General features: G+C 37.3%; 20 protein-coding genes, 1 pseudogene and 1 other annotated feature. Of the genes and pseudogenes, 19 read left to right on the top strand and 2 right to left on the bottom strand.

Features of this window, described 5'->3' with window-relative positions; genetic code table 11:
• The first annotated feature begins 63 nt into the window (after positions 1–63).
• From NSU17_RS07410 to NSU17_RS07400, 3 genes are all read left to right on the top strand, one after another.
• Positions 64–1,032: a DUF4003 family protein gene (locus tag NSU17_RS07410; protein WP_016838518.1), complete on the top strand. Its 969-nt coding sequence runs from the start codon at positions 64–66 to the stop codon at positions 1,030–1,032.
• A gap of 61 nt (positions 1,033–1,093) precedes the next feature.
• Positions 1,094–2,521 (top strand): aldehyde dehydrogenase family protein, encoded by a 1,428-nt coding sequence (locus NSU17_RS07405; protein ID WP_340704693.1) that lies wholly within the window; start codon positions 1,094–1,096, stop codon positions 2,519–2,521.
• 100 nt (positions 2,522–2,621) lie between these two features.
• Entirely contained in the window at positions 2,622–3,095 is a 474-nt protein-coding gene (locus NSU17_RS07400; protein ID WP_340704692.1) for an acyl-CoA thioesterase, read from the top strand.
• 142 nt (positions 3,096–3,237) lie between these two features.
• Here NSU17_RS07400 and NSU17_RS15920 read toward each other — a convergent pair whose 3' ends face one another.
• Positions 3,238–3,762: a methyl-accepting chemotaxis protein gene (locus NSU17_RS15920; RefSeq protein WP_232019929.1), complete on the bottom strand. Its 525-nt coding sequence runs from the start codon at positions 3,760–3,762 to the stop codon at positions 3,238–3,240.
• 240 nt (positions 3,763–4,002) lie between these two features.
• Positions 4,003–4,554: pseudogene (locus tag NSU17_RS15915) on the bottom strand (protoglobin domain-containing protein); the annotation flags it as partial.
• A 151-nt stretch (positions 4,555–4,705) separates the two neighbouring features.
• Here NSU17_RS15915 and NSU17_RS07390 point away from each other — a divergent pair.
• The 16 genes from NSU17_RS07390 to sigH all read left to right on the top strand — a co-directional run bounded on the left by NSU17_RS07390 (position 4,706) and on the right by sigH (position 20,591).
• Positions 4,706–4,933, top strand: coding sequence for a hypothetical protein (locus tag NSU17_RS07390; RefSeq protein WP_016838522.1), 228 nt, complete (start codon positions 4,706–4,708; stop codon positions 4,931–4,933).
• Between the two features lie 231 nt (positions 4,934–5,164).
• Complete coding sequence (locus NSU17_RS07385; RefSeq protein WP_016838523.1) at positions 5,165–5,470, top strand: DUF4870 domain-containing protein; 306 nt, start codon at positions 5,165–5,167, stop codon at positions 5,468–5,470.
• 212 nt (positions 5,471–5,682) lie between these two features.
• Positions 5,683–6,147, top strand: a complete 465-nt coding sequence (locus tag NSU17_RS07380; protein ID WP_096552383.1) for a CtsR family transcriptional regulator — start codon at positions 5,683–5,685, stop codon at positions 6,145–6,147.
• A gap of 14 nt (positions 6,148–6,161) precedes the next feature.
• Positions 6,162–6,716: a UvrB/UvrC motif-containing protein gene (locus NSU17_RS07375; RefSeq protein WP_340432639.1), complete on the top strand. Its 555-nt coding sequence runs from the start codon at positions 6,162–6,164 to the stop codon at positions 6,714–6,716.
• Positions 6,713–7,813 carry a protein arginine kinase gene (locus NSU17_RS07370; protein WP_340704690.1) on the top strand — a complete coding sequence of 367 codons (1,101 nt, stop codon included), beginning with the start codon at positions 6,713–6,715 and terminating at the stop codon, positions 7,811–7,813. The genes NSU17_RS07375 and NSU17_RS07370 overlap by 4 nt, the downstream gene beginning before the upstream one ends.
• Positions 7,803–10,241, top strand: coding sequence for an ATP-dependent Clp protease ATP-binding subunit (locus tag NSU17_RS07365; RefSeq protein ID WP_016838527.1), 2,439 nt, complete (start codon positions 7,803–7,805; stop codon positions 10,239–10,241). The genes NSU17_RS07370 and NSU17_RS07365 overlap by 11 nt, the downstream gene beginning before the upstream one ends.
• Before the next feature lie 449 nt (positions 10,242–10,690).
• The gene (gene radA / locus NSU17_RS07360; protein WP_340704689.1) at positions 10,691–12,061 is read left to right on the top strand and encodes a DNA repair protein RadA; all 1,371 of its coding nucleotides are present in this window, start codon (positions 10,691–10,693) and stop codon (positions 12,059–12,061) included.
• A 198-nt stretch (positions 12,062–12,259) separates the two neighbouring features.
• Complete coding sequence (locus NSU17_RS07355; protein ID WP_016838530.1) at positions 12,260–13,354, top strand: PIN/TRAM domain-containing protein; 1,095 nt, start codon at positions 12,260–12,262, stop codon at positions 13,352–13,354.
• A 31-nt stretch (positions 13,355–13,385) separates the two neighbouring features.
• Entirely contained in the window at positions 13,386–14,096 is a 711-nt protein-coding gene (gene ispD / locus NSU17_RS07350) for a 2-C-methyl-D-erythritol 4-phosphate cytidylyltransferase (protein ID WP_096550052.1), read from the top strand.
• A 177-nt stretch (positions 14,097–14,273) separates the two neighbouring features.
• Positions 14,274–14,753: a 2-C-methyl-D-erythritol 2,4-cyclodiphosphate synthase gene (gene ispF, locus NSU17_RS07345; RefSeq protein WP_016838532.1), complete on the top strand. Its 480-nt coding sequence runs from the start codon at positions 14,274–14,276 to the stop codon at positions 14,751–14,753.
• A gap of 189 nt (positions 14,754–14,942) precedes the next feature.
• The gene (gene gltX, locus NSU17_RS07340; RefSeq protein WP_016838533.1) at positions 14,943–16,403 is read left to right on the top strand and encodes a glutamate--tRNA ligase; all 1,461 of its coding nucleotides are present in this window, start codon (positions 14,943–14,945) and stop codon (positions 16,401–16,403) included.
• Between the two features lie 48 nt (positions 16,404–16,451).
• Positions 16,452–16,665, top strand: a binding site (T-box leader).
• 126 nt (positions 16,666–16,791) lie between these two features.
• Complete coding sequence (gene cysS / locus NSU17_RS07335; protein WP_340704688.1) at positions 16,792–18,195, top strand: cysteine--tRNA ligase; 1,404 nt, start codon at positions 16,792–16,794, stop codon at positions 18,193–18,195.
• A 1-nt stretch (position 18,196) separates the two neighbouring features.
• Complete coding sequence (locus tag NSU17_RS07330) at positions 18,197–18,607, top strand: Mini-ribonuclease 3 (protein ID WP_168412262.1); 411 nt, start codon at positions 18,197–18,199, stop codon at positions 18,605–18,607.
• A gap of 1 nt (position 18,608) precedes the next feature.
• Positions 18,609–19,358 (top strand): 23S rRNA (guanosine(2251)-2'-O)-methyltransferase RlmB, encoded by a 750-nt coding sequence (gene rlmB, locus NSU17_RS07325; protein WP_340432625.1) that lies wholly within the window; start codon positions 18,609–18,611, stop codon positions 19,356–19,358.
• Positions 19,359–19,360: 2 nt separating this feature from the next.
• Positions 19,361–19,873, top strand: a complete 513-nt coding sequence (locus NSU17_RS07320) for an NYN domain-containing protein (protein WP_340704687.1) — start codon at positions 19,361–19,363, stop codon at positions 19,871–19,873.
• A 70-nt stretch (positions 19,874–19,943) separates the two neighbouring features.
• Positions 19,944–20,591 carry an RNA polymerase sporulation sigma factor SigH gene (sigH, locus tag NSU17_RS07315; protein WP_016838538.1) on the top strand — a complete coding sequence of 216 codons (648 nt, stop codon included), beginning with the start codon at positions 19,944–19,946 and terminating at the stop codon, positions 20,589–20,591.
• The last annotated feature ends 27 nt before the right edge of the window (positions 20,592–20,618 follow it).

Genomic DNA, 20,618 nt, shown 5'->3' with positions numbered 1-20,618 from the left:
GTTCCCTCTTTATTTTGAAACATATCCTCCTTTCAATCGTAATAAGACTAGGAGTGATATGAAATGGATACAAATTTCCACATCAACTTTCAGAACAACTATAATCGAGCCGTAAATTTTTTTGGCAATGCCTATAATCAAAACTTTTTTATGTCTCTTGCAAGCAAATACACACTTGAAAACAGAGAATTTAGCGGCGTCGCTTTGCAAAAAGTGGTAGATAGGATGGTAGAAAACTCTAACAAAGCAATACAAAGGAATTCTCCCGTCACCTATCATATTGCCGTTCAATTTTTAGGGCAGAATATAGATGGTTGCATGGAAAACCTATTGCAAAGGGATATGGCGTTAAAAGAAGCCGGATTTACTAAATCTCCTTTTCGACTGGCGGGCGCCATGATGCTGGAAGAAGACATTCTTCTTCACGCCAAACGAGCAAAAACTTTATATGATGAAATGCACCGAAAACAATACTTTTTAACTTCCAAAGAAGATATTCCCTATGTGGTTCTTTTGTCGAAAGGGATGGAACAACCGCATACGCAGGTGGATACGATTTTGCAATATTACCAAAGCCTAAGAAAGCAAGGATTTATGTTGGGCAACTCTCTTCAATGCCTTGCACAAATCTTAACGATGTATAGTTCCGAATATAACGAAATGTTGCTTCAGTATGTTGCCGAGCTGAAAAGGGGATTGAATCAGAAAGGAATCAAAATAAAACCGATTCATTATCCCTATATCGGGATTTTGGCGTTGAATGCAACAGATAATGAAAAAATTGATGAAATTGCGGAATTACATAAATCGTTAATGGAATTGAAAATTTTCCGTATGGCAAAGGAATTGGCGTTGATTGTTTCCATCCAGAAAATCATCAGAGAGCTGGTCGAAGTTCAAAATATGGTCAATATGAAAGATCATGCATTTCTCGAAAATTTGATTCATGTATTGGGTATAACACTGGATGTTTTGGATTTTGCATTAATACCGGGAAGTGCAGGTGATTTCTTCGATTTCTTCAGTTCTTAATGCACTCCAAAAAATGTTGGGAGTGATAAAATGGAAATAAATCATAATGGAGGTGTCCTACATGAAAGAAACAAAATTATGGATTAACGGTCAATGGGAGGAAGCAAAAGAAACGTATGACTTGACCGCTCCCTACACTGGTGAAGTGATTGCGAAAGTGGCAAAGGCTTCTGTACAAGATGTGGAATGTGCAATTGAAGGCGCACATGAAGCGTTTCAAACGTTTAAGAAAACCACAGCCTATGAAAGAGCGGAAATTTTATATAAAGTTGTGGACATCATGCAGAAAAGAAAGCAGGAATTTGCAGAGATTCTTGCAAATGAAGCTGGAAAGCCGATTACTGCTGGACTGGCTGAATTGGATCGCACCATTTCTACATATCAATTTTCAGCTGAACTGGCAAAACACACTTTTGGCGAAACGGTGCCAATGGACGCAGCTCCCGGAGGAAAAAATCGTATAGGTTATACGAAACGAGTTCCCATTGGCGTTGTATCAGCCATCACCCCATTTAACTTCCCATTTAATTTAGTTGCGCATAAATTAGGACCCGCTTTTGCAGTTGGAAATACGGTTGTTCTAAAGCCAGCAACTCAAACACCTCTAAGTGCTTTAGTAATGGCGGAGATTTTTAAGGAAGCAGGACTTCCTGATGGTGCACTACAAATCGTGACGGGTTCGGGTGGAGAACTTAGCGATGTTCTTGTAACTCATCCTCTGGTGAAGAAAGTGACGTTTACAGGCAGCGGCGCAGTCGGAATGAAAATCAAAGAAAAGGTCGGATTGAGAAAAGTTACATTGGAATTAGGTTCCAATGCAGCTGTCATCATTGAACCAAGTACGCCATTTGAGAAAATCATCTCTCGCACGGTAAGCGGTGCTTTCGGCTTTTCTGGACAAGTATGTATTTCCCTGCAGAGAATTTTTGTTCATGAATCCATTTACGACCAATTTACAGAGGCATTCGTGAAAGAAACGAAAAAATTAAAATTAGGTAATCCATTTGACCCTTCAACAGATTTAAGCGCTATGATTCATCCGAAAGAAGTTGAGCGCATGAAAGAGTGGATTGAAGAAGCGAAATCTCAAGGAGCTAAAGTTGCGACAGGAGCTGAATTTACGGAACGTACGATGACACCAACTGTGATGGTGAACGTAAAACCAGATATGAAAATTATGTGTTTAGAAACATTTGCCCCAATTGTTTCGATTGTACCTTATAAAACATTAGACGAAGCCATAAAATATGTAAATGATTCCGATTTAGGTTTAAATGCTGGCATTTACACAAATGTTTTAACGGATGCTTTAAAAGCGGCGGATGAATTGGAAGCGGGTACAGTTGTAATTAACGATATCCCGACATTCCGTGTAGACAACATGCCGTATGGTGGCGTGAAAAATAGTGGATATGGACGCGAAGGAATAAAATACGCTATTGAAGAAATGACGGAATTAAAGTTTATTACGATTAAAACAGAATTTTAAAAGAAAAGTTGCAATACTCAACCGTATGAAATTAATATTATGTTTGCATAATAATTGCAAACTTCTCGGTAAAGCACACCATGTATTAGGAGGACAACAAATGAGTATTGCATACCCGATGAGCAGATCACGCTCAACTCAAACACGACTTGTATTACCCCCAGATACGAACCAGTATGGATCCATTTTTGGTGGGAAGATACTAGCATATATTGATGAAATCGCGGCAATTGCTTGTATGAAGCATACGAAAAAAGAAGTGGTAACCGCTTCTTTTGATTCAGTAGATTTCGTTTCCCCTGCATATGTTGGAGATATGTTGGAGTTAGAAGCAATTGTCACATCCACTGGAAGAACATCAATGGAAGTGTATGTGCGTGTTATGTCTCGCAATGTTAAAACAGGTGAAGAAAAATTGACAACCGAATCATTTGTTACGATGGTAGCAATTGATAAGGGTGGAAAACCGACACCGATTCCAGCAATCTACCCTGAGACTGAGGAAGAGGAGAAGTTATATAAAGCGGGGGTAGAAAGACAAAGATTAAGAAAAGAAAAAAGAAAAAAGAATTAAAGTAAAAGAGGTCGTCATTCAAAAGTAAATTAGGTTGGGACAAAAACCGCCTCAAATAAAAAAACCGTAGACACTTTTAATGTCTGCGGTTTTTATACATCAAAAAGGACAATTTACTACTAAATTTAGTATTTTTTATCTCTCATTTGGAAAAATCATTTACCACTTTGAGTAATGTGTCAGATGATTTTGAAATTAGAGTTGAACTTTCTACTAAATTAGCAATATTGCTTGAAATATTTTCGATATCTTTTGACGTGGAAGCATACTGATTGCGTATCCCAGAAACTTTTTGGGCAATTTGTTCAAATGATTCTGCTAAGTGCTCTTGAGTTTGTACACTTAATTGTACTTGTTCATCTACATTGTTGACACTAGACGTCATATCCGTAATGTTTTCTTCCATTTCTTGTATTAATCCAGAGACATTTTGTACTGCTTTCTTCGTTTCTTCAGCCAGTTTTCGAACTTCTTCTGCAACGACAGCAAATCCTTTTCCGTGTTCACCCGCACGAGCCGCTTCAATTGATGCATTTAAAGCAAGTAAGTTTGTTTGATCCGCTATGTTCGTCACTAAGTTTACAATTTCAGAAATGCTTTTAGAAGAAGAACGTAGGTTTGTCATGGACTCTTCTAATAAATTTACACTGTTTAAAATCGTGTTCATTAAGTTTGTCTGTTTTGCTAATTGTGCTTTCCCTTGGTTAGATTTTTCCTCTGTATCAGCAACGAAATCTAAACCTTGTGATGTGGCTGATGCGATATTTTGTGATTGTTCAGAAATCATTTGAATCGATGCTGTCGTTTCTTGATTCATGGCATTTAAATCTTCAGCAATGTTTTGGATGGAGATTAATAATGATTGTTTTACTTGATCATTTTCCATACGTAATCGTTCTTGCTCAATTTCGTATGCTTCAATCACAAGTTGCATTTCTAAATTGATAATTTTAGAAAATGTATTGATGGCAAGAATTGCTTCTTCTTTAGAAATATCAAGCTTATTAATAAACTGAGTAAAGGTTGTTGTTAAAGATTGGAAAGAAGCGATATACCATTTAGATGATAATCCAATTTTGATATGAGCAAGGGCAATTCTAGTTCGGTTCTCTAAATAATGATTATCAATTTGTCCTTCAAAAATATCTTGTAAATGCTTTGTTAAAGTAATTTTCAATCGATCGATTGTTGAGTACTGATTAATTAATTCTACTAAATGTTTATTCATTGAAATGTTTTCATAAAAAATATCAACCATCTTTGGAATATAGTTCTCAATAAGTGGTTTTAATTGTTTAAGGATGGCCAATTCTTTTTTTGTTAACTGAACCATTTCAATTTGTTTGGCTACAATAGGGTTCGCAGAAACGTTTATTCCTACTTCGTGAATATGTTTTTCTTCATCAAAAAATTGATTATAATTTGATTTGTTTTCCTTGTTATAAAGTACAAACCTCATATGTATGCTCCATTCTAGTTTAATTTTTTTATTGTTTGATCCATTACAGTTTAATTCCTGAATTTGTATTTTTATTATAAACAATGTAAAATACGATTAGTTTATTAGTTCGTATTGTTTTTTATTAAATTAGTAAAGGAAGTTTGTTAAGATGAATCAGCGAAGGCTTGCTTATATTATTGTGTCCATGGTGACAGTAGCAGTTATTTCCACATTGATGTTAAACAATATGTTTGATGAGGTACCGAAAAATCATAAAATTTTAATTATCATTAGTGCCACCTTGTTTTCAGGTCTTTTTGCCCGCGGGTTATTCCCTGCTGATCATCCTGATGAAATCGATTCTAAACATACAGATAATAAAAAGAATGGTAATTAAGCCCTCCTAATTTGAAAGGGCTTTTTTCATTTCTGTTTACAGAATACCATATTATTTAATAGTATCTAAAGATTTTTTTGACTATAAAATGAAAATTGTGGAAAAGATATGAAACGGACAAAAGAATAAAATCAATGATCAATCACGCAAGGTTTTTGAAACTATTAATCAAATCATTCGTACATGTATCTAACAAGAATTTCAATAACCTTAAAGGGGGTTAACTAATATATGGAAGAAAAATGGGCTAAAGTGATTATTCACGCAAGTGCTTTTTTTGCACCAGTTCTAGTACCAATTTTATTTTTCTTAATAAGCAGTGAAGAAAGTGTTAAACGAATATCGATTCAAGCATTGCTCTTCCAGTTTGTTATGTGGGTATTAATCGGTATTTCTGTCGTACTAAGTTTTCTTTTAATCGGTATTCCATTCTTAATTATCTTTGGAATTATGACATTTGTTGTACCAATTATCGGTATTTTCAATGCGCTGCGAGAAACACCTTGGAATTACCCAATTGTTGGCCGTTGGGTATAAAATAATTTCTCGTAAATGTAAAACTCCCGAGTATTCTTCATCTTAGATGAATATATTGATAAAAAATCGGCAAAGCGTACTTTCATACGTATTGTCGATTTTTTTACAATAAAAATGGTCAAGGGTTTATCGTTGCAAATATGGAAAAAAGGAAATATAATAAAGTCAAAGATAGTCAAAGTCAAAAAGAGCGAGGTGAAGTTGTAATCATAATGAAAAATATTTCAGATTTAATTGAAGGGTATTTAAAACAAGTTATCGAATTAGGTGGTAAAGGGCATATTGAAATTAAACGCAGCGAATTAGCTGATATGTTCCAATGCGTCCCCTCGCAAATTAATTACGTTATTAATACCCGATTCACCGTGGAACGAGGCTACCTTGTTGAAAGCAAACGTGGTGGCGGTGGATATATAAGAATTTTTCGTGTGAAACCAAGTTCAAAAATTGAGCTGATTGAAAATATCATTAAACAAATTGAAAAAGGTGCCACGCAAAACATGGCTGAAGATATTATATATAGGCTGCTGGACGAAGGCGTTATAACCTACAGAGAGGCAACGTTAATGCTCGCTGCCATCGACCGGAATACGTTAAAGTTACAACTCCCAGCTCGTGATGAATTGAGGGCCGCTATTTTAACATCGATGTTACTAACTTTAAAATATGAAAAATAAAGAGGTGGTGGGTCATGATTTGTGATCACTGTAAACAACGGAAAGCAACCGTCACAGTTACACAAATAATAAATGGCCATAAAAGTGAGAAGCATTATTGTGAAGTATGTGCAGCACAATTTCATCCATTCAACCTAGACTTTCATAAAGAAGAACAAATCCCAATCCATCAATTGTTATCTAATTGGTTTGGGATGCCTGTTTGGAAAAATGAAACACAAGAAAGAGCTGTTCAACCATCCATCCAGACAAATGCATGTCCAGCTTGCGGATTTACTTTTCGTAAATTTTTAAATGAAGGTAAATTGGGTTGCCCACAATGCTATGAAACCTTTGGCGAAAAACTTCCGCAAGTACTTGCAAAAATACAAGCGGGAACCAAACATACTGGAAAAAGACCTGGACAAAAAGTGGATAACAACCGAATTATTAAAAAACAAATTGAACATGCACGTGAACAGCTGCAATTAGCTATACAAGATGAACGTTTTGAAGATGCGGCGAAATTCAGAGATGAAATTAAAGCATTGGAACGCAAGCTTGAGATGGGAGGTGTTGATACACCATGAACCTTGAATATTTCTTAAAAGCGGAAGCACCGAGTTGGATGGGTGTTGACGGTGAAGAAAATGACATTGTCATTTCCACCCGGATTCGATTAGCGAGAAACTTGGATGGTTTCCGTTTCCCATTAATATTTACTGATGAAGAAGCGAAAACGGTTGATCAAATGGTTACGCAAGCTTTTTCCCAATTGAATAACGGAAATCACCATTTCTCTCATTTCACAATTCAAGAAATGCCCGTATTACAACGTCAAGTATTAGTTGAAAAACATCTCATTAGCCCGATGCTTGCCAATAGAGAAAAATTCGCTTCGGTTATCATTTCAAAAGATGAAGCCATTAGTGTGATGGTAAATGAAGAAGACCACTTGAGAATCCAATGTTTATCCCCTGGACTTCAACTAATAGAAACTTATGAAATGGCTAATAAATTAGATTGTCAGCTTGAAAAACTTTTACCGATTGCCTTCAATAACCAATTCGGCTATTTAACGAGTTGCCCTACAAATGTAGGAACTGGTTTAAGAGCATCTGTGATGATGCATTTACCAGGACTTTCGATGATGAAGCAAATGAAAGTATTAACACAAATGCTAGTTCGTTTTGGCATGGTCGTGAGAGGTATATACGGTGAGGGTAGTGAAAATCTAGGGAACATGTATCAAATTTCAAATCAAGTAACCCTCGGTAAAGCAGAAGATGAAATAATTGATGATTTACAAACTGTCGTGATGCAAATCATTGAACAAGAACGAAACGCAAGACAAACTCTATTAAAACAATCCCAAGTTGCTTTGGAGGACCGTATTCACCGTGCCTTTGGTACTTTGAAACATGCGCGGATTATGACAAGTGAAGAAGCGGCAACATGTTTATCTAATGTTCGCTTAGGCATAGATTTAGGCATAATTAAAAATGTTTCAAAACATGTATTAAATGAATGCACAATACTGATTCAACCAGGATTCGTACAACAATACGCAGGCACAACTTTGGAACCAGGAGAGCGAGATGTATTCCGAGCAAAATTAATACGAGAAAAATTAAACGATGGAAATTCGAAATTAAAGGAAAAAGGAGAGGAAAAACATGATGTTTAATCGTTTTACTCAACGAGCTCAAAAAGTGTTACAGTTGGCGCAAGAAGAAGCCATTCGTTGGAAGCATGAATCCATCGGAACTGAACATATCTTGCTCGGGCTAATTCGCGAAGGTGGAGGCATTGCTGCAAAAGCTTTAGAAGCGATTGATGTAAGCCCAGAGATGATTGAACGAGGTATCGAGGAACTAGTTGGAAAAGGTACGAAGGATGTTGGACCAATCGTTCACTATACACCAAGAGCTAAGAAAGTTATTGAACTATCCGTTGATGAATCTCGAAAACTGGGTCATGCTTACATCGGAACAGAACACATTTTACTTGCATTAATTCGTGAAGGTGAGGGTGTTGCAGCTCGAGTGCTTGCGAACGCTGGGGTAAGCTTAAATAAAGCACGTCAACAAGTTTTATTGCTTCTCGGTAACAACGATGTTTCTCAAAATTCCAATCCAACTCAAACAGTAAGTACTCCAACACTTGATAGCCTGGCTCGAGATTTAACTGCAATTGCCCGTGAAGGTTCCCTTGACCCTGTAATTGGACGTAGCAAAGAAATTACACGAGTTATTGAAGTGTTATCTCGCCGCACGAAAAATAACCCGGTATTAATTGGTGAACCTGGTGTAGGTAAAACAGCGATTGCTGAGGGACTTGCTCAACAAATCGTTAATAATGAAGTACCGGAAACATTGCGCGATAAGCGTGTAATGACGCTTGATATGGGTACTGTTGTAGCAGGTACAAAATATCGTGGTGAATTTGAAGATCGTCTGAAAAAAGTAATGGATGAAATTCGCCAAGCGGGTAACGTCATTTTATTCATTGATGAACTTCATACATTGATTGGTGCTGGTGGTGCAGAAGGTGCGATTGACGCTTCGAACATTTTAAAACCGGCATTAGCTCGCGGTGAATTGCAATGTATCGGTGCAACTACGCTAGATGAATATCGTAAATACATTGAAAAAGATGCAGCTTTAGAACGTAGATTCCAACCGATTCAAGTCGATGAACCAACTGTGGAAGAAACAATTCAAATTATTCAAGGTCTTCGCGATCGTTACGAGGCGCATCACCGAGTAAAAATTACCGACGAAGCAATTGAAGCTGCTGCAAAATTATCTGACCGTTACATTTCAGACCGCTTCCTGCCAGATAAAGCCATTGACTTGATTGATGAAGCCGGATCTAAAGTGCGTTTGCGCTCATTTACAGTGCCACCAAATTTAAAAGCGCTTGAAGAAAAATTAGAACATGTGCGTAATGAGAAAAATGCAGCAGTTTCAAGTCAAGAATTTGAAAAAGCAGCAGCACTACGCGACACAGAGCAAAAAATTAAAGAAGAACTAGAACAAACGAAAAAATTATGGAAAGAAAAGCAAGGTAAAGAAGAATCAAAAGTAACAGTAGAAGATATCGCAGAAGTGGTATCCATGTGGACTGGAATACCAGTGAATAAACTGGCTCAAGAAGAGTCTGAAAAACTGTTGAACTTAGAAGAAGAATTGCATAAGCGCGTTGTCGGACAACATGAAGCGGTTGAGGCGATTTCTAGAGCTATCCGCCGTGCTCGCGCAGGATTGAAGGATCCGAAACGCCCGATTGGTTCATTTATCTTCTTAGGACCAACTGGGGTTGGTAAAACGGAACTTGCTAGAGCTTTAGCAGAAGTAATGTTTGGCGATGAAGATGCAATGATTCGTATCGATATGTCCGAATATATGGAGAAACACTCTACTTCTCGCCTAGTGGGTTCACCTCCTGGATATGTAGGATTTGAAGAAGGTGGGCAATTAACGGAAAAAGTCCGCCGCAAACCATATTCAGTGGTACTTTTAGATGAAATTGAAAAAGCGCATCCAGACGTATTCAATATCTTATTACAAGTGCTTGACGACGGTCGTTTAACAGATTCAAAAGGCCGCACAGTAGATTTCCGCAATACGGTTGTCATTATGACATCCAATATTGGTGCAGAAGCATTAAAGTATCAAAAGAATGTAGGATTCGGTGTGGGTGGAAGAGATAATAAATATAAAGACATGAAGAGCACGATGCTTGAAGAATTGAAAAAAGCATTCCGCCCAGAGTTCTTAAACCGTATTGATGAAACAATCGTATTCCAGCCGTTGGATAAAGAAGAATTGAAACAAATTGTATTATTGATGGCAAAATCTTTAATCAAACGCTTAAAAGAACAAAACATTGAACTAGAACTAACAGATGCAGCTTTAGAGAAAATTGCTGAAGAAGGGTACGATCCACAATACGGTGCACGACCAATTCGAAGAGCTTTACAGAAAAATGTGGAAGACCGTTTATCAGAAGAGTTATTAAAAGGCACAGTTTCAACGAACAGTACAGTTGTATTTGACTATGTGGATGGCGAATTTGTCGTAAAACAAAAAGATGTTGTTGAAAGTGTATAATTTTTGATTAGTCGAGCTGTACCAAAAGACACTGTATGCTGTCTTTTTGGTACAGCTTATTTTTTTTATATTAACAGGTACATCTCCATTTAAGGAGCATCCGCACAAGTTTGGATGTTATGTGCACGAGTAGAGGTAGTATTTGCACAAGTTTGGATGTTATGTGCACGAGTAGAGGTAGTATTTGCACGAGTTTGGATGTTATGTGCACAAGTTTGGTGGTTAAATGCACAAGCAGAGGGGATATCTGCACAAGTGAAGGATTCATACGCACGAGCAAGTAGCTTTTCTTTCGTAGAGTGTAACTACACAAACAAGTGCTTGTGCTAAAACCGATATATTCAATAAATAGACCTACCTAGTCTAACGAAATTTTCTAGTACATCAATGAATCTAATCTAGCACCTTTGTTATAATAGCTATACCAAAAAAATTTGCAGGAGGACCTAATGGCAAAAAAGAAAACAAAGTTTTGCTGTCAATCATGTGGCTATGAATCTCCTAAATGGTTGGGGAGATGCCCTGGTTGTGGTGAGTGGAATACCTTTGTAGAAGAAATAGAAGTGATGACGAAATCTCGTGGAGTGTTTCAGCATTCGGAAGCTATAAGTCAGAAGGCCGTACCAATTATCAGCATCGAAACGCAAGAAGAACAAAGAGTCCAAACAAGCATGGTGGAACTAAATCGTGTGCTTGGAGGTGGCATAGTACCAGGTTCACTTGTTTTGATTGGGGGAGATCCTGGTATAGGGAAATCAACGCTACTTATGCAACTTTCCGCTGAATTATCCAATAATGGACATCGGGTGCTTTACATTTCAGGAGAAGAATCGTTGAAACAAACAAGATTACGCGCAACAAGAATCGGTGTCCAATCAAATGAATTATTTATTTATGCTGAAACTGATTTAGAACTCATTCGTCATAGTATTGAAGAGGTTCAACCGAAGTTTATCATTGTTGACTCCATTCAAACAGTGCATCATCCAGAAGTGACGAGTGCTCCTGGGAGCGTATCGCAAGTTAGAGAATGTACTTCAGAATTGATGAGAATAGCGAAGACGAAAGGAATTGCAACATTTCTTGTAGGACATGTTACAAAGGAAGGGCAAATTGCAGGGCCTAGAATATTAGAACATATGGTAGACACCGTACTATATTTTGAAGGTGAAAGACATCATACGTATCGAATATTAAGAAGCCATAAAAATCGCTTCGGATCAACTAATGAAATTGCTATTTTTGAAATGATTCATTCGGGTTTAAAAGAAGTGTTAAATCCGTCTGAATTATTTTTAGAAGAACGTTCACATGGGGCAGCTGGTTCGACGGTCGTTGCTTCCATGGAAGGTACAAGACCTATACTTGTCGAGATTCAATCATTAGTTACACCAACTAGTTTCAATTATCCAAAAAGAATGGCTACCGGTGTTGATCAAAATAGAGTTCAATTATTGATGGCTGTTTTGGAAAAAAGAATGGGTATGCTGTTGCAAGCGCAAGATGCATATATTAAGGTGGCAGGAGGCGTAAAGCTGGACGAACCTGCGATTGATCTCGCCGTTCTTACCTCCATAGTCTCCAGCTTTAGAAATCAGCCTGTTCAAGTTACAGATGTTTATATCGGTGAAGTAGGACTTACCGGAGAAGTAAGACGGGTATCCCGCATCGAACAAAGAGTTCATGAAGCTGCAAAACTTGGATTTAAACGAGCCATTATCCCTGCTTCTAATTTAGGAGGTTGGGAATACCCAAAAGACATTGAAGTAATTGGGGTGCAAACCATTAACGAAGCATTAAGAGTTTGTTTTGGTAATTGATGAAAAGGGATGTCCATACCAATATTTATAATGTATGGGCATTTTTCCTTTTGAAATTGGGAAAAATAATTTTATATTCTGGACGAAAAGGGAAAAAAGTACAAATTATGTATTTCGTAGTTGTTTCAAATCGCAAACGATTCATGAACGATGTATAATTAATAGTAAGATAATATATCAAAAAAAGGAGGTGGCTGTATGTTAAAAAGAGTAATTCAATTTGCTTTTCTTTTTATTGGGGGAGCACTAGGTTTCGTTTTTTTACCGCCATTATACGAAATTATAAATTTGTCATCTAATCCGTTGTTAAATAATCCATATACATCAGTCGCATTAGGAGCGTTGTTATTATTTCTTCTATCGTTTTCTTTATCAGATTATTGTGTAAAATTCATCAACTGGATGGAAGAGGTACTTTTTAAAATTCCAGCTGCAGATCTACTATTTGGTACTCTTGGGTTAATTGTCGGTTTAATTGTAGCATATTTTGTTGGGTTTGCGATTGAACGAATCAATATACCGGTAATTACTGATTTTTTACCAATAATCTTATCTATTACACTCGGATATTTAGGATTTAGAGTCGGATTTAAAAAGAGGGAAGAATTATCACAAATATTTACCAAATCCGGTGTAGGATCAAAAAAGAAAGTTGGAGATTCTGGGCAAGTTGTTTCACAAGAAAAAACGCTATATAAATTGTTAGATACGAGCGTCATAATAGATGGTCGAATTGCGGATATCGCAACAACAGGATTTATAGAAGGTGTTTTAGTGGTGCCGCAGTTCGTATTAACCGAATTACAACATATTGCGGATTCCAGTGATACATTGAAGCGTACCCGTGGACGAAGAGGGTTAGATATGTTGAAAAAATTACAAGACGGAAAAACGGTAAATGTCATCATTTCTGAAGAAGATTTTGATGATGTTCAAGAAGTAGATTTAAAATTAGTACGATTAGCGAAAAAAATGGGAGCAAAAATTTTAACAAATGATTTTAACTTAAACAAAGTATGTGATCTTCATCATGTACAAGTATTGAATATTAATGAGCTTGCGAACGCAGTAAAACCGGTTGTTATACCAGGAGAGGATATGCAAGTCGTTGTCATCAAAGATGGAAAAGAACAAAATCAAGGTGTTGCTTATTTAGATGATGGAACGATGATAGTTGTAGAAGGTGGTCGTAGTTACATTGGGCAATCTATTACAGTCACCGTTACAAGCGTACTGCAAACATCCGCTGGTCGCATGATTTTTGCTAAACCAAAAGACGAACAAGTTGCATAACCGTTGAAAAGTAAGAGTAGGAGTTGAGCACGTGGATTACGAAGTAGTATTGCCAGCAGCCGGTAGCGGAAAACGGATGGGAGCGGGAAAAAACAAATTATTTTTATCTTTAGCGAATAAACCGATCCTCATTCACACCCTCGAAATTTTTCAAAAGGATAGAAACTGTACGGGAATATATTTAGCGGTAAAACCAGAAGAAAGGGACTATATTCAACATTTATTAAAAGATTATAAAATTACAAAGGTAAAGGGTTTACCAAATGGAGGGAAAGAACGTCAACATTCTGTTCATTCATGTTTAAAAGTAATGAATGATGTGGAGATTGTTCTCGTCCATGATGCTGCAAGACCGTTTATATCCCAACAAGTCATTGACCGTTTAGTGGAAACCGCATATGAAAAAGGGGCTGCGATAGCAGGAGTTCGAGCGAAGGATACGATGAAAAAAGTACAAGATGGTATTATTGTTGAAACGGTAGATCGGGAAAACCTATGGTCAATCCAAACGCCGCAAGCATTTCGTTACGAACTGTTACGGCATGCGGAGGATGTAGCGGAAAAAGAAGGATTTTTAGGAACGGACGAAGCGATGCTAGTGGAGCGCCTCGGTTATGAAATCCATATTGTTGAAAGCAATTATGAAAATATTAAAATGACGACGAAAGAAGATTTATTATTTGGTGAAGCCATCTTAAAAAACCGCCAGATGCAGAAAGAAGGTACCTCACAAATCTTTTAGATTGGTGAGGTCTTTTCTTGTTTCCATACATAATAATTGGGTTAAATGCATGCTTACAATCCATACAAATGGGAAATATGTTAATATATGAAGTGGCAAATTGGAATCTGATTTTACAGTAAAGGATGGTGAACGCTGCATATAAGGCTGAACAGTCTTTCATCATGCAGCTACAATATGTTTCGTGTTGGACAAGGATTTGATGTGCATGCGTTTCAAGAAGGGCGGCCACTTATTATCGGAGGCATAGAGATACCTCATACGAAAGGCCTTGTTGGTCATTCCGATGCGGATGTGTTATTACATGCAATTACAGATGCGGCCCTTGGAGCAATTGGAGAAGGAGATATCGGACGTCATTTTCCAGATACAGATCCAAAATATAAAGATGCAGATTCAGCGAAATTATTGGAGTATATATGGAAAATAGTAAATGATAAAGGGTATATTCTTGGGAATGTTGATTGTACAATTATGGCTCAAAAGCCTAAAATGGCTCCATATATTGAGCAAATGCGAAATCGCATAGCAGAACTTTTGGATGCGAACCCGTCTCAAGTAAACGTCAAAGCAACTACAACGGAAAAATTAGGCTTTGTTGGCCGAGAAGAAGGTATAGCAGCATTAGCAACAATATTGTTAATAAAAAAGCAATAGTTCTCAAATGTTGAAAGAAGATGAATTCGTTCCAGAAAGTTAAAATTTCTTCCCTCTCATTAACTTTTCAATGTGAAGACAGAGTGGTAAAATGTACAAAAGTTAAGGGAAGCATTGGAAATGGCAATATTCTAGTAGTGGCCAAATTAAAAATGAAGGTTTTTATCTGGTAAACTTAGGAGGAAAATTATGACAAAACAAGTTCGTGTTCGGTATGCGCCAAGTCCTACCGGTCATTTACATATTGGTGGAGCGCGTACTGCGTTATTTAATTATTTGTTTGCAAAACATTACAACGGAACATTTGTTGTTCGCATTGAAGATACGGATACGGAGCGCAATGTCGAGGGTGGAGAAGCGTCACAGCTTGATAATCTGCGCTGGCTTGGAATAATTCCAGATGAATCTGTAGATATTGGCGGACCTTATGCGCCATATCGCCAAACGGAAAGACTAGATATATATAAGAAACATGCGGAAGAGCTATTAGAACGAGGTCTAGCTTATAAATGTTTCTGCACACCTGAAGAATTGGAAGCTTCAAGAGAAGCCCAAAGAGCAAAAGGCATTCCTGCTCCAACTTACGAAGGCAAATGCCGCCATTTAACGAAAGAGGAAATCGCTGAAAAAGAAGCGCAGGGAATTCCTTATACAATCCGTTTTAAAGTTCCAGAAAATGTAACATACAAATTTAATGATTTAGTGCGCGGAGAAGTTACTTTTGAATCGAAAGATATCGGCGATTGGGTTATCGTGAAGGCGAATGGAATTCCTACTTATAACTTTGCGGTTGTTTTAGATGACCATTATATGGAAATTACGCATGTATTCCGCGGAGAAGAACACTTATCAAATACACCGAAACAAATGATGATTTTTGATGCTTTCGATTGGGAATACCCTGAGTTCGGCCATTTAACAATCATTGTGAACGAAAATCATAAGAAGTTATCAAAACGTGATGAATCCATTATCCAGTTCGTTTCTCAATATAAAGAGCTTGGATATTTACCAGAAGCGATGTTCAACTTCTTTGCATTGCTTGGTTGGTCTCCGGAAGGGGAAGAAGAAATCTTTACAAAAGAACAATTGATTGAAATTTTTGATGAGAAGCGTTTATCAAAATCACCGTCAATGTTTGACCGGAATAAATTAACATGGATGAACAACCAATACATTAAAAAATTGTCATTGGATGAAGTAGTAGACTTAGCACTTCCTCACTTGCAAAAAGCCGGTTTACTTCCTTTAGAATTGACTAGTGAACAAAAACAATGGGCAACAAAATTGATTGCGTTATACCATAATCAAATGAGTTATGGTGCAGAAATTGTTGAATTATCTAGCTTGTTCTTTAAAGATGAAATTGAATATGATGAAGCTGCCCAAGAAGTACTAGCTTTAGAACATATTAAAGAATTGGCTGCATCATTTAAACAGCAATTAGAGGCTTCGGAAGCTTTTGATGCTTCGTCAATTAAAGCGGCAATTAAAGCAGTACAAAAAGAAACTGGATATAAAGGGAAAAACTTATTTATGCCAATTCGAGTGATGACAACAGGCCAAACTCATGGTCCGGAATTGGCGGATGCAATCGAATTAGTGGGCAAAGAAAAAGTTTTAGCCCGATTAGAAAAATTCACAAATTAATATTTTTTAGATGAACGGTTTTTGAGCCTTGGATATAATGATATAAAAGTGAAAGCGTTGAAAAGGAGAAGTACGTAAAATATGTTTGAAAGAGAGGGTCACCACAGGCTGAAAGTGACCTAAACCTCTATTTTACGGAAATGCACCTTTGAGCACTTTGCTGAAATGGAGTAGGCAAGTCGGCTAGTCACCGTTAAAGACCTCGAGCGGAAAGCTTCATGCTTTCAACCAGAGTGGAACCGCGCGAATTGGCGTCTCTGTCATAGTGATATGATGGAGGCGTTTTTTATTCAGCTAATTTTTATTGGCTACCTGTAGAGAAATGGTGGTAATTTAGTTATAGAAGGATATATTTGTTCGGAGAAAATTGGCTAAAGGAGAGAATGACATGGCAATTCAAATTTACAATACGTTAACAAGAAGAAAAGAACCATTTGTTCCTCTTGAAGAGGGAAAAGTAAAAATGTACGTATGCGGACCAACTGTTTATAACTACATTCATATAGGCAATGCACGTCCTGCCATTGTCTATGATACCGTAAGAAGATATTTGCAATATAAAGGGTTTGATGTGAAGTATGTATCAAACTTCACCGATGTGGACGACAAAATTATTAAGGCAGCTAACGAGTTAGGAGAAGAAGTTTCTGAACTGACAGAGCGTTTTATAAAAGCTTATTTTGAGGATATCACTGCACTTGGATGCAAAAAAGCGGATGTTCATCCGAGAGTGACAGAACATATGGATGATATTATTGAATTTATTAAAGTATTAATCAATAAAGGGTATGCTTATGAATCTCAAGGGGATGTATATTTCCGCACACGCAAGTTTGAAGGTTATGGAAAACTAAGTCATCAGTCAATTGATGATTTAAAAGTAGGCGCACGTATCGAAGCGGGTGAAAAGAAAGAAGACCCACTAGACTTTGCTCTTTGGAAAGCTGCAAAACCAGGTGAAATTCACTGGAGTAGCCCTTGGGGTGAAGGACGACCTGGATGGCATATTGAATGCTCCGTAATGGCAAGAGCTCATCTAGGTGACACAATTGACATTCATGCTGGAGGTCAAGATTTAACGTTCCCGCACCACGAAAATGAAATTGCTCAGTCTGAAAGCTATACCGGAAAACTTTTTGCCCGTTACTGGATGCATAATGGGTATATTAATATTGATAACGAAAAAATGTCAAAATCTCTTGGGAATTTCGTATTAGTCCACGATATTATCCAGAAAATTGATCCGCAAGTATTAAGATTTTTCATGCTTTCTGTACATTATCGTCATCCAATCAATTTCTCAGAAGAATTGATTGAATCCGCTCGAAGTGGATTGGAGCGCTTGCGCACAGCTTATTCGAATCTTCAACATCGACTAAAATCTACGACGAACCTTGCAGAAAATAGTGAATTGTATTTAGAAAAAATCGATGAGTTGAAAAAACAATTCGAGAAGGAAATGGATGATGATTTCAATACAGCTAACGGTATTTCTGTTTTATTTGAACTAGCTCGCACGTCAAATACGTATGTAAACGAAACAAATACGGATGAAAAAGTGCTAAAAGCATTTATTGAAACATTTGAAGTTCTTAGTGGTGTTTTAGGAATTAAATTAGCTGTTGAGATGGAAATTTTAGATGAAGAGATTGAAAAGTTAATTGAAGAGCGTAATATTGCACGAAAAAATCGTGATTTCAAGAGAGCGGATGAAATTCGTGACCAATTATTAAGTATGGACATAATTTTAGAAGATACACGACAAGGTACTCGCTGGAAACGAGGTTCATAAGATGGCACAACTAGTTGATATTAAGCAATTAAACGCACTTGCATTAGCATATATGGGGGATGCCGTTTTAGAGGTGCGCGTTAGGGAACATTTATTGTTAAGCGGTCGAACGAAACCGAATACGCTGCACCATGAGGCGACAAAATATGTCTCTGCTAAAGCTCAATCAATGATTGTGCATCGCATGATAGAAGAACAGTATTTAACGGAAGAAGAGTTAGCAATTTATAGACGTGGGCGCAATGCAAAGTCTGGTACTGTTCCGAAAAATACGGATGTTCAAACTTATCGGAATAGTTCCGGATTTGAAGCAGTTCTCGGCAGTCTTTATTTAACAAAACAGTATGAACGTATGAATAAAATAATTGATTATGCAATACAAATCGTTGAAGAAGCGAAAGGAGCGTCATAACATGAGCGAAAGTGGAGAAATGATTGCTGGTAAAAACCCGGTATTAGAAGCCCTTCGTTCAGGCCGAGAAATGAACAAAATATGGATTAGTGAAGGTGTGAAAAAATCGGGAATTAAGGAAGTGCTGGATTTAGCCCGCGAACGAGGAGTATTTGTACAGTTTGTGCCAAAGAAAAAAATCGATCAACTTTCAAGCGCCAACCATCAAGGTATCGTTGCTTCTGTCGCTGCTTATAAGTATGCGGAACTCGATGAATTATTTGATGTGGCCAAAGCAAGAGGCGAAGATCCATTTTTCATCATTTTAGATGAACTAGAAGACCCTCATAATCTTGGCTCGATTATGCGAACTGCAGATGCGATTGGCGTTCATGGTATAATCATACCAAAGAGACGTTCTGTTGGACTTACAGCAACGGTAGCGAAAGCTTCTACAGGAGCTATTGAGCATGTTCCTGTTTGCAGAGTGAACAATTTAGTGCAAACAGTAGATGAGTTAAAAGAAAGAGGCGTCTGGATTGCTGGAACAGATGCAAAAGGTAGCACCGACTATCGAAAAATGGATGCTACCTTGCCGCTAGCTATCATTATTGGAAGTGAAGGGAAAGGAATGAGTAGACTACTGAAGGAGAAATGTGACTTTCTCTACCATTTGCCAATGGTTGGGCATGTTAATTCATTGAATGCGTCTGTTGCGGCGGCATTATTAATGTATGAAGTGTACCGAAAACGTCAAGAAGTGAATGATTAGTTATGAAAAACATTCTAATAGTTGATGGATACAATATGATAGGTGCTTGGAAAGAATTGCGACCTTTAAAAGATACAGATTTAGAGGGAGCTAGAAATCGCCTGCTTGAACTAATGGCAGAATATAAAGCCGCTATGGGATGGCGGGTGATTGTTGTTTTCGACGCCTATCATGTTTCCGGGGCAGAAAAATCCTATGTACAAAATGCAGTGGAAGTAATTTTTACAAGAAAGAACGAAACGGCAGATGAGCGTATTGAAAAATTATCAAACGAGCTGAAAGGGAGGAAAGTCCAAATATACGTAGCAACTTCTGATATGACGGAGCAAAACGTAATATTTGGGAATGGTGCCCTTCGAAAATCAGCCCGTGAACTAGAAATAGAGTTGGAAATTATTCAATCAAAAATATCAAAAAGAGTAGAAACTTCGCAGAAAGAAAGACCCAAATCTAGAATCCCATTATCGAAAGAAGTAGAGTTAGCCTTCGAAAAATGGAGAAGAGGTTTAAAATAATCAATTGACCTATATTTTCCAATTCATATATACTGTTCCTAATATGATTTATACGTCTGGGGTGAGGCCGTTGCTAAAAACAGAGCAATCGCAAGTAGTACAATCTTTTGACGAGCTAACGGATGAACAACTTGTTGAACTAGTGCATCAAGGTAATACAGAGGCGTTAGATTACTTAATTAATAAATACCGTGTATTCGTAAAGGCGAAAGCTCGCTCTTATTTTTTAATAGGAGCGGACAAGGAAGATATTATACAAGAGGGAATGATAGGTTTATATAAAGCCATAAGAGATTTTAAAGAGGACAAGCTTGTTTCCTTTAAAGCTTTTGCAGAGTTATGTATTACGCGCCAAATTATTACTGCTATTAAGACGGCAACGCGTCAGAAACATATTCCACTCAATTCCTATGTTTCTCTTGATAAACCAATATATGATGAAGAGTCGGATCGGACGTTGATGGATGTCATTACATGCTCGGAATCAGAAAATCCAGAACATTTAATGATTAACCGAGAAGAGTACTCCTATTTGGAAGAAAAAATTAGCGAAATTTTAAGCGAACTTGAACAACAAGTGCTTACTTTATATTTAGATGGACAATCTTATAATGAGATTTCTGAAGAATTAAATCGTCATGTAAAGTCAATTGATAATGCATTGCAACGGGTGAAACGGAAATTGGAGCGCCATTTAGAAAATGGGGAAATTATTTGAAACTCTTTCCTCAATTATTGACAGCAT

This window comes from Ureibacillus sp. FSL K6-2830 (genome assembly GCF_038004145.1).
Classification (GTDB): Bacteria; Bacillota; Bacilli; order Bacillales_A; family Planococcaceae; genus Ureibacillus; species Ureibacillus thermosphaericus.
The sequence above is the reverse complement of the archived record's forward strand: the minus strand, read 5'-3'. Positions and strand labels throughout refer to the sequence as shown.

Bases quoted from the DNA above. Each gene is read 5' to 3' on its own strand.
- NSU17_RS07410 (WP_016838518.1), top strand. From the start codon at position 64: ATGGATACAAATTTCCACATCAACTTTCAGAACAACTATAATCGAGCC.
- NSU17_RS07405 (WP_340704693.1), top strand. From the start codon at position 1,094: ATGAAAGAAACAAAATTATGGATTAACGGTCAATGGGAGGAAGCAAAA.
- NSU17_RS07400 (WP_340704692.1), top strand. From the start codon at position 2,622: ATGAGTATTGCATACCCGATGAGCAGATCACGCTCAACTCAAACACGA.
- NSU17_RS15920 (WP_232019929.1), bottom strand. From the start codon at position 3,762: ATGAACACGATTTTAAACAGTGTAAATTTATTAGAAGAGTCCATGACA.
- NSU17_RS07390 (WP_016838522.1), top strand. From the start codon at position 4,706: ATGAATCAGCGAAGGCTTGCTTATATTATTGTGTCCATGGTGACAGTA.
- NSU17_RS07385 (WP_016838523.1), top strand. From the start codon at position 5,165: ATGGAAGAAAAATGGGCTAAAGTGATTATTCACGCAAGTGCTTTTTTT.
- NSU17_RS07380 (WP_096552383.1), top strand. From the start codon at position 5,683: ATGAAAAATATTTCAGATTTAATTGAAGGGTATTTAAAACAAGTTATC.
- NSU17_RS07375 (WP_340432639.1), top strand. From the start codon at position 6,162: ATGATTTGTGATCACTGTAAACAACGGAAAGCAACCGTCACAGTTACA.
- NSU17_RS07370 (WP_340704690.1), top strand. From the start codon at position 6,713: ATGAACCTTGAATATTTCTTAAAAGCGGAAGCACCGAGTTGGATGGGT.
- NSU17_RS07365 (WP_016838527.1), top strand. From the start codon at position 7,803: ATGATGTTTAATCGTTTTACTCAACGAGCTCAAAAAGTGTTACAGTTG.
- radA (WP_340704689.1), top strand. From the start codon at position 10,691: ATGGCAAAAAAGAAAACAAAGTTTTGCTGTCAATCATGTGGCTATGAA.
- NSU17_RS07355 (WP_016838530.1), top strand. From the start codon at position 12,260: ATGTTAAAAAGAGTAATTCAATTTGCTTTTCTTTTTATTGGGGGAGCA.
- ispF (WP_016838532.1), top strand. From the start codon at position 14,274: ATGTTTCGTGTTGGACAAGGATTTGATGTGCATGCGTTTCAAGAAGGG.
- gltX (WP_016838533.1), top strand. From the start codon at position 14,943: ATGACAAAACAAGTTCGTGTTCGGTATGCGCCAAGTCCTACCGGTCAT.
- cysS (WP_340704688.1), top strand. From the start codon at position 16,792: ATGGCAATTCAAATTTACAATACGTTAACAAGAAGAAAAGAACCATTT.
- NSU17_RS07330 (WP_168412262.1), top strand. From the start codon at position 18,197: ATGGCACAACTAGTTGATATTAAGCAATTAAACGCACTTGCATTAGCA.
- rlmB (WP_340432625.1), top strand. From the start codon at position 18,609: ATGAGCGAAAGTGGAGAAATGATTGCTGGTAAAAACCCGGTATTAGAA.
- NSU17_RS07320 (WP_340704687.1), top strand. From the start codon at position 19,361: ATGAAAAACATTCTAATAGTTGATGGATACAATATGATAGGTGCTTGG.